This window comes from Cupriavidus plantarum (genome assembly GCF_905397285.1).
GTDB classification, from domain to species: Bacteria; Pseudomonadota; Gammaproteobacteria; order Burkholderiales; family Burkholderiaceae; genus Cupriavidus; species Cupriavidus plantarum.
Genome location: NZ_CAJPUX010000006.1, coordinates 178,115 through 191,933, shown reverse-complemented (window position 1 = coordinate 191,933; position 13,819 = coordinate 178,115). Strand labels below are relative to the sequence as shown.

General features: G+C 66.5%; 11 protein-coding genes. 4 read left to right on the top strand and 7 right to left on the bottom strand.

Going from position 1 to position 13,819, the window contains the following annotated elements; genetic code table 11:
* Positions 1-22: 22 nt before the first annotated feature.
* Entirely contained in the window at positions 23-1,021 is a 999-nt protein-coding gene (locus tag KHP16_RS23350; RefSeq protein WP_115954041.1) for a Bug family tripartite tricarboxylate transporter substrate binding protein, read from the bottom strand.
* Positions 1,022-1,332: 311 nt separating this feature from the next.
* Here KHP16_RS23350 and KHP16_RS23345 point away from each other — a divergent pair, with 311 nt between their 5' ends.
* The gene (locus KHP16_RS23345; protein WP_109582519.1) at positions 1,333-1,839 is read left to right on the top strand and encodes a hypothetical protein; all 507 of its coding nucleotides are present in this window, start codon (positions 1,333-1,335) and stop codon (positions 1,837-1,839) included.
* Positions 1,840-1,911: 72 nt separating this feature from the next.
* Here KHP16_RS23345 and KHP16_RS23340 read toward each other — a convergent pair whose 3' ends face one another.
* From KHP16_RS23340 to KHP16_RS23330, 3 genes are all read right to left on the bottom strand, one after another.
* Complete coding sequence (locus KHP16_RS23340; protein ID WP_211961235.1) at positions 1,912-3,696, bottom strand: diguanylate cyclase; 1,785 nt, start codon at positions 3,694-3,696, stop codon at positions 1,912-1,914.
* A 99-nt stretch (positions 3,697-3,795) separates the two neighbouring features.
* Positions 3,796-5,028, bottom strand: a complete 1,233-nt coding sequence (locus KHP16_RS23335; protein WP_109582521.1) for an MFS transporter — start codon at positions 5,026-5,028, stop codon at positions 3,796-3,798.
* Positions 5,029-5,189: 161 nt separating this feature from the next.
* Complete coding sequence (locus KHP16_RS23330; protein ID WP_109582522.1) at positions 5,190-6,860, bottom strand: carbohydrate porin; 1,671 nt, start codon at positions 6,858-6,860, stop codon at positions 5,190-5,192.
* Between the two features lie 328 nt (positions 6,861-7,188).
* Between KHP16_RS23330 and KHP16_RS23325 the strand changes: the two genes are divergently transcribed.
* The 3 genes from KHP16_RS23325 to dinB all read left to right on the top strand — a co-directional run bounded on the left by KHP16_RS23325 (position 7,189) and on the right by dinB (position 10,655).
* Positions 7,189-8,331 (top strand): TRAP transporter substrate-binding protein, encoded by a 1,143-nt coding sequence (locus KHP16_RS23325; protein WP_109582523.1) that lies wholly within the window; start codon positions 7,189-7,191, stop codon positions 8,329-8,331.
* Positions 8,332-8,464: 133 nt separating this feature from the next.
* On the top strand, positions 8,465-9,409 hold the full coding sequence (gene rarD, locus KHP16_RS23320; protein ID WP_115954044.1) for an EamA family transporter RarD: 945 nt from the start codon (positions 8,465-8,467) through the stop codon (positions 9,407-9,409).
* Positions 9,410-9,497: 88 nt separating this feature from the next.
* Positions 9,498-10,655, top strand: a complete 1,158-nt coding sequence (gene dinB, locus KHP16_RS23315; protein ID WP_115954045.1) for a DNA polymerase IV — start codon at positions 9,498-9,500, stop codon at positions 10,653-10,655.
* A gap of 18 nt (positions 10,656-10,673) precedes the next feature.
* Here the strand turns inward: dinB and KHP16_RS23310 are convergent, their stop codons facing one another.
* The 3 genes from KHP16_RS23310 to KHP16_RS23300 form a co-directional block, all read right to left on the bottom strand.
* Positions 10,674-11,648: a 2-dehydropantoate 2-reductase gene (locus KHP16_RS23310; RefSeq protein WP_211961234.1), complete on the bottom strand. Its 975-nt coding sequence runs from the start codon at positions 11,646-11,648 to the stop codon at positions 10,674-10,676.
* Positions 11,649-11,736: 88 nt separating this feature from the next.
* Positions 11,737-12,612, bottom strand: a complete 876-nt coding sequence (locus tag KHP16_RS23305; RefSeq protein WP_415831277.1) for a DUF2272 domain-containing protein — start codon at positions 12,610-12,612, stop codon at positions 11,737-11,739.
* Positions 12,613-12,998: 386 nt separating this feature from the next.
* The gene (locus KHP16_RS23300) at positions 12,999-13,277 is read right to left on the bottom strand and encodes an HU family DNA-binding protein (RefSeq protein ID WP_109582528.1); all 279 of its coding nucleotides are present in this window, start codon (positions 13,275-13,277) and stop codon (positions 12,999-13,001) included.
* Positions 13,278-13,819 lie beyond the last annotated feature (542 nt).

Below are 13,819 nucleotides of genomic sequence, written 5' to 3'. Positions count from 1 at the left end.
TCGTACGACGGGGACGGACGAATTATTTGGCGACGCCCAGTTCGCGCAGCGTGGCGCCCAGGCGCGCGGACTCGGCGTCGACGAACTTGCCGAACTCGTCGCCGGTCAGCAGGAACGGCGTCCAGTCGTTCTTCTGCAGCGCGTCCTTCCACACGTTGTTCTCGGTGGCCTTGACCACCGCATCGATCAGCGCCTTGCGCTGGTCGGCCGTGATGCCCGGCGCGCCATACACACCGCGCCAGTTGTAGATTTCGACGTTGACGCCCTGTTCCTTCAGCGTCGGCAGGTCCGCCGTGCGATCCTTCGATGTCACGGCCAGCGCGCGCATCTTGCCGGTCTTGATGAACGGCAGGAATTCGGAAACGCCCGCGATGCCGACCGTCACGTGGCCGCCAAGAATCGACGCGGACGCTTCACCGCCGCCCGCGAACGGCACGTAATTGATTTTCTTCGGATCCACGCCGATGTCCTTCGCGATCAGACCCGCGAGGATGTGGTCGATCGAACCTTTGGAGCCGCCGCCCCAGCTCACGCTACCCGGGTTGGCCTTGAGCTGCGCCGTCAGGTCCTTGAGCGATTTGATCGGCGAATTGGCCGCGACGGTCAGCACCATCGTGTCCGCGAACAGACGCGCGACCGGCGTGGCGTTCTTGAGCGTGACCGGCGGATGGCTCGTTTCGATCGCGCCGACCATCACCGCCCCCGTCACCACGAGCGCGTTGGGGTTGCCCTTGTCGCTGTTCACGAACTGCGTGAGGCCGATGGTGCCGCCCGCTCCACCCTTGTTGTCATAGGACGCGCCCTTGGCCACGCCCGCGGCGATCATCGCCGCGCCGAGCGAACGGCCGGTCTGGTCGTAACCGCCGCCGGGGTTGGCGCCGATCATCACCTTGACGGTGTCGAGGGCGAATGCGGGAGACGCGGCGACGGCCATCGCGAACGTCGCGGAAGCGAGCGCGACATGGGCGATGCGTTTGAACGATTGCGGGAGGGAATGACGGTGATGCGGCGACTTTTCCATCGCGGTCTCCTGTGTCTTTTTTGATGGGGCGATTCGAATGGCCCGATTCTAGGAGGGGGTAACTGTCAAACACCTGTCAATTTGCTTGCAATGCGCTCGGGGTTTACCTGTGGTTGTCTCCTTTGTCTTGCCATGAACGCCACAGCGAGCGCTGGCAAGGCAGATCTAAACATCTTTGACTTGGCTACCGTTACACAAGTCACTACGATGGCTCGGTAGCTGGAACACTTGGTTACAGTTTCGGAACATCCGCAGCGCATGACAAAGCGGGTGGCCATCATGGATGTCATCGGATGTCATTAGGGGTCAATATGGATACGACGATCAGGGCCGCCGACGGCTGGCCGCCGGAGCTCGACGGGGCGGAGAGCGCGGACGGGGACCGTGGGATCTGGAAGAGCACGGTCGCCGCGGCGAGCCAGGCCATCGAGGCAGCCAAGGGGATGCACCAGACCGTCGGCCAGACGCTCAAGCTGCAGCGCAAGATCCTCGCGCTGCGCGAAGAGCTGCATCGCGCGGAAGCGGAACGCGACCTTTATCGCGATCTGCATGCGCGCACGGTCGACGAGCTGAACCAGACGCTCGACCTGAGCCCGGCCGAATGGCAGCGCCTGCGCGCCGAATCCGAAACGCTGCAGATTCGCCATCGTGCGTACAAGCTGCTAGTCCAGCATTACGCGCGGACCGGCGCGGTGATCGAACCCGCGCTATTCGCGGACCAGCGCAGCCGCGTGCAGCAGCACATCCTCTTTCAGCGGCGGAAGGGGATTCCCGTCGCCGTGATCACCGTCGACGATATCGCGTTCCTGCTGCGCTAATCTTCCTCGTTAAATCGCCACGCTGGTTAGCCACGGCGATATGCCGCGCCGGGCCGTTGCGATAGCCGTACTTCACGCCTGCGTCGCCATCGCATCGTCCGTGCTGACCGTCCGGTTGCGGCCGCTCGCCTTGGCCGCGTAGAGCCGGCGGTCGGCGTTCGCGAGCAACACGTCGAGCGTGGTGCCGTCTTCCGCGCCAGCCTCCACCACACCGATCGAAATCGTGAAATGGATCCGGCCGTCACCCTCGGCGCGCGCCGCCGCTGGCGCATCGGGCGCGGGCGCAACGGCCAATCCGGCAATGGCCACGCGCAGGCGCTCCGCCGCCTGCACGGCCTCCCGCAGCGTGGCGCCGGGCAGCAGCACCGCGAACTCCTCGCCACCGAGCCGCGCCGGCACGTCGATCGTGCGCAGCTGTTCGCGCATCAACGTCGCCATGCCAGCGAGCACGCGGTCGCCGCTCGCATGTCCCCACTTGTCGTTGACGCGCTTGAAGAAATCGATATCGACCATCATCAGCGCAAGCGGCCGCGCATGCCGCAGGCGCCGTTCGGTTTCCTGATCGAATAGCAGCTTGAAGTGACGCCGGTTGGCGAGTCCCGTGAGCGGATCGTACTCGGCAAGCTCCTGCAGCTTCTCGCCGAGCGCAAGGTAGTGGTCGAACACGTGCGTCACCACGAACAGCGTCACCCACAACAGCAGCGGCAGCAATAGCCATACCGCGACGAGGATCGGACTCATGCGCGCGATGGCGGCGTCGAACAACCGCTTCGGCGACACCGCTTCGAAGAGCACCCAGTTGCCATTCGCGCTCTGCTGGTACAGCAACGTATAGGCGCCCTGGCGCACCGTGCCGGCGCGGTCCTCGAACAGCCGCGCGGGCGGTATATCCCGCCAGTCTCCCGGTAGATCGGCGGGCCATCGCTGGCCGCTGGCCACCGCCCCCTGCGACGCGGAGACGAGCCTGCCGTCGCGCGTCATGAGGTACACCGTCTCGTCGGGTGCATTGCCCGCGTTGAGCAGCGCCTGCAGCCGCGTCTGCGCGACATCCACCGCGATCACGCCGCGAAACTCGCCTCTCACATGGATCGGAATGCTGAGCGTGCTGATCAGCTGTCCATCGCCAAACTGCGTGTAGTTGGCGATCCATCGCGGCTCGTCATTGGCAACCTCGCCAGCCCGGTCGGGCAGCAGGTCGCGGTAGTAAGGCATCGTGTCGAAGCGCTGCACGAGCGACGGGGCGAGTTCGCGATCCTTCTCCGGGTAGACCACGAACAAGCCGTTGCGCGAGATGAAGAGCACGTTGAGGTGCAGCTTGTCGGTACGTACGAGCAAGCCGAGCAGCGGGCTCAACGCGCGCGCCATGCGCAGGTCTTCGCGAAGCGTTTCGTCGCGACGCGCAAACCCGGCCAGCCCCGCAAGCCGCCGCGCGCCGACGCCGATGACGGGCGCGTTGTCCGGGCCTGTCGCGAGCGTCCACGTATCGTCGTTGCGCGCGGCGAATGCGGCTTCGATCTGTGCGTCGTTCTGTGCGTCGTTCTGTGCGTCGTTTTGTGCGTCGTTCTGTGCGAAGTCCTGCCCCACGCGGCCCGCGTAGAACGCCACCGCGTAATCGCGCAGGTAGGCGAGCCGCTGCCGCTCGGTCGCGAATACCGTGCCCACGCCGAGCGCGCGTAGCGCCAGGCTGTGCTGGTGCTGCTCCACGACGCGGTCATGGATTTTCCACACTTCGCGGACGCCGATGACGACCGTCAGCAGCATCACGATGGCGAAGCAGACGACGACGACGCGCTGCGGATACATGATCGCCGCGCGCGGCAGCCAGCGCGGCCGCGGCAGAAGCTTGCGCCAGACCATCGAGCGGACTCCCGATGCGGGCATCCCCGATGGACGCCCTGTGCGGATGCAACAAGCGCCGCGGGCGTCGGCGTTAGCGGCGCCGCCGGCGAGATCCGGTCAGCGCGTGCCCGTCGGCGTAGTGTAGGACACCGCACGCTCCGTGCGGAAGTAGAGGAGGGCAAGCATCGGCGGCACAAAGCCGATCCAGGCCGCGAGCGGCCAGCCGCCGTGCGCGAACGCCCATGCGCCGGCCCATGAGCCGATGGCGCCGCCGATGAAGAAGATCGCCATGAACAGGCCATTCAAACGGCTGCGATGTTCGGGGCTCAGCGAGAAGATCGCGCGCTGGCTGATGACGAGGTTCGACGACACGCCGAAGTCGAGCAGCACCGCGGCGGCCGTCAGCGCGAGCAGCGAGAGCAGCGAGCCTTCCGCGCCGACCAGGCTCAGCAGGAACGATCCACCTCCGATGGCCAGCGCAAGCGCGGTCATCTGCCGGCCATGCCCGCGATCCGCGTAACGGCCCGCCATCGGCGCGACGATCGCGCCGGCCACGCCCACGAGCGCGAACACCGCGATACCCGTTTGCGACATATGGAATGCGGGGCCCGCTAAATAAAGCGGCGCGGTCGTCCAGAAGAGGCTGAAGACCCCGAACAGGCTGGCCTGGTACAGCGCGCGACGGCGCAGCACGGGCTGCGTCCGTACGAGCGCCCACATCGACGCGAGCGTCGGCAGGTAGCCCGCCGAGGGCGGCGGCTGTCGGCGCGGCAGCTTGCGCGCCAGCACGATGGCGAGCAGCACCATGGCGACGGCCGACACGGCGAAGATCGCATGCCATCCGAAGGCATCGGCGAACAGGCTCGAGATGGGACGCGCCAGCATGATGCCCATCAGCAGGCCGCTCGTGACCTTACCCACCGCGTGGCCGCGCGCATGGTCGGGCGCGAGATGCGCGGCAAATGGCACAAGTACCTGCGCGGCCACCGAGCAGAGCCCGATCGCGGCGCCCGCCAGCAGGAAGACGCTAGCGTGCGTGGCGAACGCCGCGGCCACGAGCGCCACCGCATTCCCGCCGATCAGCGCGACGATCAGCTTGCGGTTCTCGACGATGTCGCCGAGCGGCACAAGCAGCAACAGGCCCGCGCAGTAGCCAATCTGTATCAGGGTCACGATCAGGCCCGCAATCTCGGGCGACAGCGCGAGCGCGTGCGCGATGGGACCGACCAGCGGCTGCGGGTAATAGAGATTGGCTACGACCATGCCGCATGCGACGGCAAGCAATGGCGTGATCCAGGCGGGCTGCGGGCCCGTGGCGGCAGCAGCGGTATGAGGCGTGGCGGTGGTCATCGACGACGTTGCGGAGAGAATTCCGGGCGATCTGTCGTCGCGCATCGGTACGGCCGCATCGGGAAGGGACTTGGAGCCGCGATTCTACGCGCGGACGACGTCCCGTGCTGAAGGGGGTTCCAAGGGGGGTTATTCGGCCCCCCCTGCGTGCCATGCGCGGGTTACCAGCGGCGGTTGAGCTGCACGCCGAAGATCGAGCCGCTGGCCTGCGAGGCCCACGCGTCCGCCGGCGCCGCGAAGGTGATGCCATCGACGTCGCTGGCCCGGCTGTACGTGTAAAACGCGCGCAGGTTCGCATTGCCCGCCGACTTGCCCAGCGTGAGTGTCGGTGCCACGGTCAGCGCGGTGCGCTGGCCGCCCACGCCGAACCCTGACGAGATCTGGTCGTGCGCGACCTCGAACGTCAGCTTGAACTGGTCGCTGGCCGTATAGGTCGGACGCAGGCGCGTGGCGGCCCACTGCAGCGTCCCCACGGCGGAACGGTCGAGCTGCACGCTCGACTCCACCTGGCCGCCGATACCCGACGCGGACTTCCATTCCATGGACTCGGCCAGCCGCACGCGCGACAGGTCGTTACCCATGCCGGTATAGCCCGTCATGGCCGAGCGCGAACCCTGCCCGTACTGCACCCCGAAGCGGTTGGTGCCGTACAGCACGCCCTTCTGTTCGTGCATGGCCGAGGCCCACCACGCGCTGCCCGTGTTCTCCATCGCGGAGAGTGGCTCGACGCGCGTGAAACCCACCTGCACCGCGCCCTTGTCGTTGGTACCGATCGGCGCCGTGCGCACCGTGTGATAACTCGGCAGGTTGGCGCCGTTGAAGTCGCTCCGCGCGGTGTACTGATAATTGAGGCCGAAGTCGCCGACCTTCGCGTTGTCCACGCCGAAACGCATGGACGGCGAGCTCGGCGGCAGCAGACCCGAGGACATCAGGAACGGGTTCGTGTCGCGCCGGCCAGCCCACACGCTGGCATCGTCGAGCACACGCAGGCCCCCGCGCGAGAAACCGCTGACGGACGTGTACACCTGCGGCAACAGCGCGTACGGATCCACGGCGGCGGGACGGCCGTTGACCGACGTCGCGTCGGTGCCTTTGGCCTGCGCAACCAGTTGCACCTGCGCGCCGCCGTCGAGATCGACGAGCGACTCGCGCACCTTGACTTCGCCGGTGCTGCTGCATGCGAGGCCGCCGTTGAGACCGGTGGAGGGCGTGCCGCCTCCGCTACAGGCGCGCGCGCTGCGCGGCTGATCCACTGCCGCCACGCGGCCGCTATAGCCGAGTCGCCAGACAGAATCGCCGGCTGGATCGTCGGCGGGCAGCTGGGAACGCAGTACGGGCGGTTTGTCCGAAGGCGTGGCGCTGGCTTCGCCCTCCGCGACGGTGGTGCCTGCCGCGGCGCTGTCGGCGTTGGCGGGAAATTCGCCAAGCCGGTTCGGGAACAGCACGAGCGGCGGCGGCGGGGGAGGCGGCGGCGCGAGTTCGTCCGGCGGACCGATAAAGTCGGGGTTGCCCACGTTGGCGATCGCGGGCGCAGCACTGGGTACGCTGCCGTCGGCCGCGGGGTCCGCCGCAGGGTGCTCTTCCTGCGATCCAATCAGCGCGCCCAGCGGGTCGGCGGTCGCGTCCATGTTGCCTGCGGGCAACGGCGGCTCGGCGGCCACCGACACCGAGGAAGCAGTCGCCACCGAAGGCACCGCCGATTGCACGACCTGTGGCGGCCGCGCGACTTCCGTGCCGGTCTGCGCGCACGCACCGACGCTCCACGCGGCCAGGATGGCCAACGTGAGGCGATTGGATCGCAAACGAGAGGGGAAACGTGCCGGATGCTGCATGAATTCGATGGGCGCCGCGCCCAGAACGTCAGGGCGGGGCTCAGTTTTTAACAGGCGACCGATTGGACCGCAAGCCGGGTTACAAAATCCATCGTTTGCCCGCCTTCTCACGATACGAAACCTTTGCGCGGTCGTGTGCGGCCGGTGCCCGGAAACGGTGCGCTGACGCGCGTCCCGGCGTGTGCCATGTAAGCGAAAACCCCCATCGTTACGGCGCTCCGTGCCCAAAAAGCCACCGCTATAATCGGCAGGCCCTGCCCGTCACGTGCCTTGGATGTCTCGTGCTGCGGACAGTCAGTCATACAGATCTATAACGAGGAGATATCTGATGGAACGTCGTTCCTTCCTTTTGAAGGCGGGCGCTGTTGCCGCCACCGGGGCCGGTCTTGCCGCATGCGGCAAAGAAGAAAAAGCGGTAGCGCCGGCAGCCGCGGCCAGCGGCCCGGCCGCACCGGCCGTCGTCGGCAGCAATCCGGCCGTGGAATGGCGCCTGGCTTCGAGCTTTCCGAAGTCGCTGGACACGATTTACGGCGCCTCCGAGACGCTGTCCGCGCGTGTGAAGGAGCTGACGGACGGCAAGTTCAACATCAAGGTCTTCGCCGCGGGCGAAATCGTGCCGGGCCTGCAGGTGCTGGATGCCGTGCAGAACCAGACCGTGCAGATCGGCCACACGGCCGGTTACTACTACTTCGGCAAGAATCCGACGCTGTGCTTCGACACGACGATCCCGTTCGGCCTGACCGCGCGCCAGCAGACAGCCTGGATGATGCAGGGCAACGGCATGAAGCTGATGCGGGAGTTCTTCAAGGAATACAACATCGTCAATTTCATGGGCGGCAACACCTGTGCCCAGATGGGCGGCTGGTTCCGCAAGGAGATCAAGTCGGTCGCGGACCTCCAGGGCCTGAAGTACCGCGTGGCCGGCTTCGCGGGCGTGGTGCTCTCGCGCCTGGGCGTGGTGCCGCAGCAGATCGCCGGCGGCGACATCTATCCGGCGCTGGAAAAGGGCACGATCGACGCGGCCGAATGGGTGGGCCCGTACGACGACGAAAAGCTCGGCTTCTACAAGGTTGCGCCGTACTACTACTACCCGGGCTGGTGGGAAGGCAGCGCGCAGCTGTCGTTCTACGTGTCGTCGCCCGAGTACGAGAAGCTGCCGAAGCTGTACAAGGCCGCGCTGGAAACCGCGACCATCGAAGCCCATACCTCGATGCAGGCCAAGTACGACACGGTGAACCCGCAGGCGCTCGCGCGTTTGCTGGAAAACGGCGTGAAGCTGCGTCCGTTCTCGCGCGAGATCCTGGAAGCCTGCTTCAAGGCCACGCAGGCCGCCTACGCCGACGAAACCGCCAAGAACCCGTCGTTCAAGAAGATCTACGACGACTGGCGCGTGTTCCGCAACAACGAGGCCCAGTGGTTCAACGTGGCCGAGCAGGCCTTCGCGCAGTTCAGCTTCAGCCACAAGCTGTAATCGGAGGCACGGGCTCCGCGGGTTAGGGGATGGCAAGACGGTGCACGCCTGCACCGTTTCTGGGCGACAATCGGGGCCGCACAGATACCATCCCCTCCACGACCTCGCGGGAGGGGAGAAAGCCCACCCCTCCATGCAACTCGGCATCCTTTACGCGCTGCTCGCGTACATCATCTGGGGCCTGCTGCCCCTCTACATCAAATCCGTTCACGGCGTGGCGCCGGTCGAGATCCTGCTGCACCGGATGGTGTGGTCGCTCGTCTTCATCGGCGCGATCCTGCTGTGGCGCCGGCACTTCGGCTGGCTGCGCGACGTCGCGCGCAACCCGAAGCTCATCCTCGGCTTTGCCGCGAGCGCGGCCCTGCTGTGCGGCAACTGGTTTATCTATATCTGGGCGGTCTCGGCGAATCGTGTCGTCGATGCCAGTCTGGGCTACTTCATCAACCCGCTGTTCAGCGTGCTGCTGGGCGTGATGTTCCTGCACGAGCGGCTGCGCCCCATTCAGTGGCTGTCCATCGCCGTGGCGGCCGCCGGCGTGCTGTGGCTGACCGTGAGCGCGGGCCAGTTGCCCTGGATCGCGCTCGCACTGGCGGGCACATTCGGCGGGTACGGGCTGCTGCGCAAGACCGGCGCGCTGGGGGCGCTTGAAGGCCTGTCGCTCGAGACGCTGATTCTCTTCCCGGTGGCCGCGATCGCGCTCGGCTATCTGATCCTGACCGGACAGGACACGACGGTAGCCGCCTCCCCGGGCACCAAATTCCTGCTGCTGATGGCGGGGCCGGTCACCGCCGTGCCGCTGCTGTTCTTCGCGGCCGGCGCGCGCCGCATTCCGTTGTCCCTGCTCGGCCTGCTGCAATACACGGGGCCGACGCTGCAACTGCTCCTCGGCATCTGGCTCTGGCACGAGCCGTTCCCCGCGCAGAAGCAGCTTGGGTACGCCCTCATCTGGATCTCGCTGGCAATCTACGCGGCGGAGAGCTTCTGGATGGCGCGACGGGGGTCCGCGGCCCCCGACAGCGTCGCTGGGGCAGCAGGGACCGCTGTGGCCGCAGACGCGGAATATCGACCGAAGGAATGACGCCGCGCGCGTCGGTTGCAAACCGATAGATCCCGGCGATATCATCGCGCCGACACTGTACACACATACAGTATTGGACGACTTGGTCATGACCCTTGGCAACCGGCGCATCGCACATCTCGACATGGACGCGTTCTACGCATCCGTCGAGCTGCTGCGCTATCCGGAACTCCGTGGCCAGCCCGTCGTCATCGGCGGCGGCCGCAATGCCGTGCCCGTGGACCTGCCTGACGGCTCTCGACGCTATGCGCGACTGCGCGACTATGTGGGCCGCGGCGTGGTGACGACGTCCACGTACGAAGCGCGCGCGCTGGGTGTGTTCTCGGCCATGGGAATGATGAAGGCGGCGCGCCTCGCACCCGATGCCATCCTGCTGCCGACCGACTTCGACGCCTACCGGCACTACTCCGGCCGGTTCAAGGCCGCCGTCCGAACATTTACGCAAGAAATCGAAGACAGGGGAATCGATGAGATCTATATCGATCTGACGAATATACCGGGCCAGGCGCGCGACGTCGCCGCGCAAATCAAAGCGGCGGTCCATGCCGCCACGGGCCTCACCTGCTCGATCTGCGTCGCGCCGAACAAGCTGCTGGCCAAAATCGGGTCCGAACTCGACAAGCCCGATGGCCTGACCATCCTCACGGCCGAGGATGTGCCCACGCGCATCTGGCCGCTCGCGGCGCGCAAGGTCAACGGCATCGGACCCAAGGCCGCGGATCGGCTGAGCGCGCTCGGCATCCACACGGTCGGCGATGTTGCGCAGGCTGACCCGAGCCTGCTGCAAACCCACTTTGGCCGCAATTACGCGGAATGGCTCGCCCGCGTGGCTCAGGGACACGACGAGCGGCTCGTGGTCGTACGGTCGGAACCCAAGTCGATGAGCCGCGAAACGACGTTCGAGCGCGACCTGCATCCCAGGCAAGACCGCCCGGCGTTATCGGAAGCCTTTACGAAGCTGTGTTTGCGCGTGGCCGACGATCTGCGACGCAAGGGGTACGTCGGCCGCACGGTCGGCATCAAGCTGCGCTTCGACGATTTCCAGACCGTGACGCGCGACCTCACGCTCCCCTCGCATACCGCGGACGGGGCGGCGATCCGGCGCGGCGCGACGGAATGCCTGAAGCGCATTGCGCTCGACCGGCGCATCCGGCTGCTCGGCGTGCGTGTCAGCGCGCTGTTGCCGGCAGGCACCGCCGGTCAGCAGCCGATACAGGAAGAATTGCCGTTCACCGCAGAGGATTGAACGGCCATCCGGGCTCGGCTAAACGAGCCCGTGAGTCTGCGCATGCATACGCACCAGCCCGAGCAGCGCATCGAGATTCGGCGTACGAATATCAACATGGCCGCCGATCTCGCGCACCGACGCGACGAGGGCATCGATCTCCAACCCGCGGCCAGCCTCCGCATCCTGCAGCATCGACGTCTTGAACGCGCCCAGCTTGCGCGTGACCGCCATGCGATCTTCGCCGCTCTGCGCGATGGGGCAGCCGATCGCCGCGCCGATCTGTCCCGCTTCCGCCATCACGTCGAGGCAGAAGCGGCTGACTAGCGGATCGTCGAGAATGCGGTCGCACGTGGCGCCCGTGAGCACGGAGACCGGGTTCATCGTCATGTTGCCCCACAGCTTGAACCAGGCGTCGCGCTGGATCGATGCGCTGCGCTCGATATCGAGCCCGCTCTGCGCCAACAGGTCGCCGACGCGGTCGACACGCGAATCGGTCCCTCCGGCGGGCGCGCCAAGAATCAGCTTCTGGCCGAACGCATGCCGCACCACGCCCGGCTCGGGGCTCGAGGCGGACAGGTGCACGACGGCGCCAATGACCTGCCGCGTGGGCAATGCCTCGGCGAGGCGGCCGTCGGGATCCACCGTCTTGAGGCGCAGCCCCGATAGCGGTCCTGGGCGTTCAAAGAACCACCAGGGCACGCCATTCATGGCAGGCACGATCACCGTCTCCGGACCGATCAGCGGCCCAAGGCGCGCGGCGAGGTCCGCCAGCGCGGGCGCCTTCACCGCGATGATCAGGATGTCCTGTACGCCAAGCCGCGCGGGGTCGGCTTCCGCATGGACGGGAAACGAGGCCTCGCCATCCTGATCGATCAGCGTGATACCCCGCGCCTGCAGGGCTTCCAGCGTCTTGCCACGGGCGACCACGTTGACAGTGTGGCCGGCGCGCGCGACACGGGCCGCGATGAATCCGCCGATGGCGCCGGCGCCGACGATGCAGAGGGATGCCATGGACGTTTTCCTCTCCAGGTGAGTATTCATGGGAATAATCGAACAGCGCGGTCAATACGCAGGGCGATTACTCAGGCGAATCTGGACCTCATTGCAAATCGTTCCGCATGATCAGCAGCCACGGCATATGCGAGTTGGTGAACGCATCGAGCTTGCCCGAATCGCCGAGCTCGACCACGTCCATCGACACCGACTGCTGCACGTTGCCACCAATCGCGCGGACCTCGCGCCCGGCGGGATCGACCTCCACCACGATATCGCAATGCATCGGCGTCGTGCCGAAACCGATCTCGGCGGGATTCTCGAGGTATTTGTCGCGGCCGCGCGCGGCGCAGATGATGTCGCCGGGGCGGGGCAGGGCGGGCACCGGCTCGATATGGAACGCGGGCGCGGGCAGGATGCCGTCGCGCGCGTCCACCACATACATCGAGTGCGACTGGCCGGTCAGGAACTGGCGCTCGTCGAGCCCGGCCTTGCGCATGACCCACGAGATGAAGACGGCCGACCAGGCCCAGGATCCCTGCGTGATCTGCCGGCAGTCCGGCGACTGGCCGACGATGTGCCAGTAGCGTTGCGCGAGCGCGCAGCCCTGCGCGGTGGCTTCCATGCCGGTTCCATCGGGAAAGCGCACGCAACTCGCATCGCCGGAGCCGTCGGCCTCCGTATCGGCCGAGACCTGGCCTGCGCCATCGCCACCGTTGCCCGATGCATCCGTCTGCGGCGGCACCGGTGGAGGCAGGGGACTGCGGGTCACGCAGGCCGTGTCGTCGCGGCCGATGCGCACGACCTGTCCTCCCCAGCGTTGCCACTCCTGCCGGGCAATCTCGACGATCCGCTCGCGCTGCGTCGCGCCGGGCGTGGTGGCCACGCGTTCGGTGTCCGGCAGTGCCGCGGCTTGCGGACGCGCGGGCTTGATTTCGGTGGCGCAGCCGGCAAGCACCGCGATCGCCAGCACGATGGTCATGCCCCGCAGAATGCCACGCGTACGGGGTGGCGGAAAGGCGCGAATCTGCGTCTGCCGAGCCTGTGGAGAAAGTTGTGGAAGGCGATGTGGAAAGCGCTGTGAATAACGCTGTGGAAATGTGGCTGTGGGACGGCGCGGGAGCATGGGAGGCACTTCTGGCGCGGCCCCCGGCTAGGCGTGTGCTGGCCTTGTCCGAGCGCCGTTTTCCGGCAATCTTTGGCAGCCATTCCAGCGCTGCTGCCACCTGTGCGGTAATCCTCGTGCGACGCACGGGCCACCACTGTGGATAACGTTCCCCCGCCTGGCGCGCACCCGCGCCGGAGACGCGTCCGGTGGCGGCATGGCGGGGTCAAGCGAATGGGCATGCCACGGCAGCCCAGACGCGATTACTGATTGACGGCGTCCTTGAACTTCTGGCCAGCCTTGAACTTCACGGTCTTTGCAGCTTCGACCTTGATTTCCTCGCCAGTACGCGGGTTGCGGGCCATGCGCTCGGCGCGCTCGCCCTGGCTGAACGTGCCAAAGCCAATCAGGCTCAGCGTATCGCCCTTGGCCACGGCTTCCATGATGGAGTTCAGGGTTACGTTCAGGGCCTGCTCGGCCTTGGCCTTGGTCAGACCGTCCACGCCTGCTGCGATTGCGTCGATCAGTTCGGTTTTCGTCATGCTTCACTCCGTATCGAGTTGAAAAAACACAGACGTCCCCGCGTGGGCGGATCCGGCTGGAACCCGCCTCGGCAAAGACGCCGCGGGCCACATCATACCGTGTCGGGCAAGGCGCACCGGGACGAGAATGTTACCGATTGGTATCGGGTGGTCGGATTTGGCGCGAAATTGGAGGGTGGGGAAGCCGTCTGAAGCGCCGTATACGCACCCGAGCGCACCCGAGCGCACCCAAGCGCCCCCTAGCGCCCCCCAAGCGCCCCACAGCGTCCCTGAGCACCCCTGACCGCTCCTGAGGCAATGGCGAGGGCGCTGGGGCACGGTAAGGGATGCTGGGACGTCTGGGGACGTATACGGGCCTATGAAGCTGTCCGCAGTGCTCTCCGGGCCGCTGATGTCCCTCGGCGCTGTGTCCCGCACTCCTCAGGACACCCAACGGGTATACGCGGCCCGTGGCCTCGCGAAGCGAAGTCCCGGGGCGGGCTTCCCAATTCCGCCGGCGCGACGCCCATGCCTTCGGGTTTACATCTTTCTTTCATGTATAC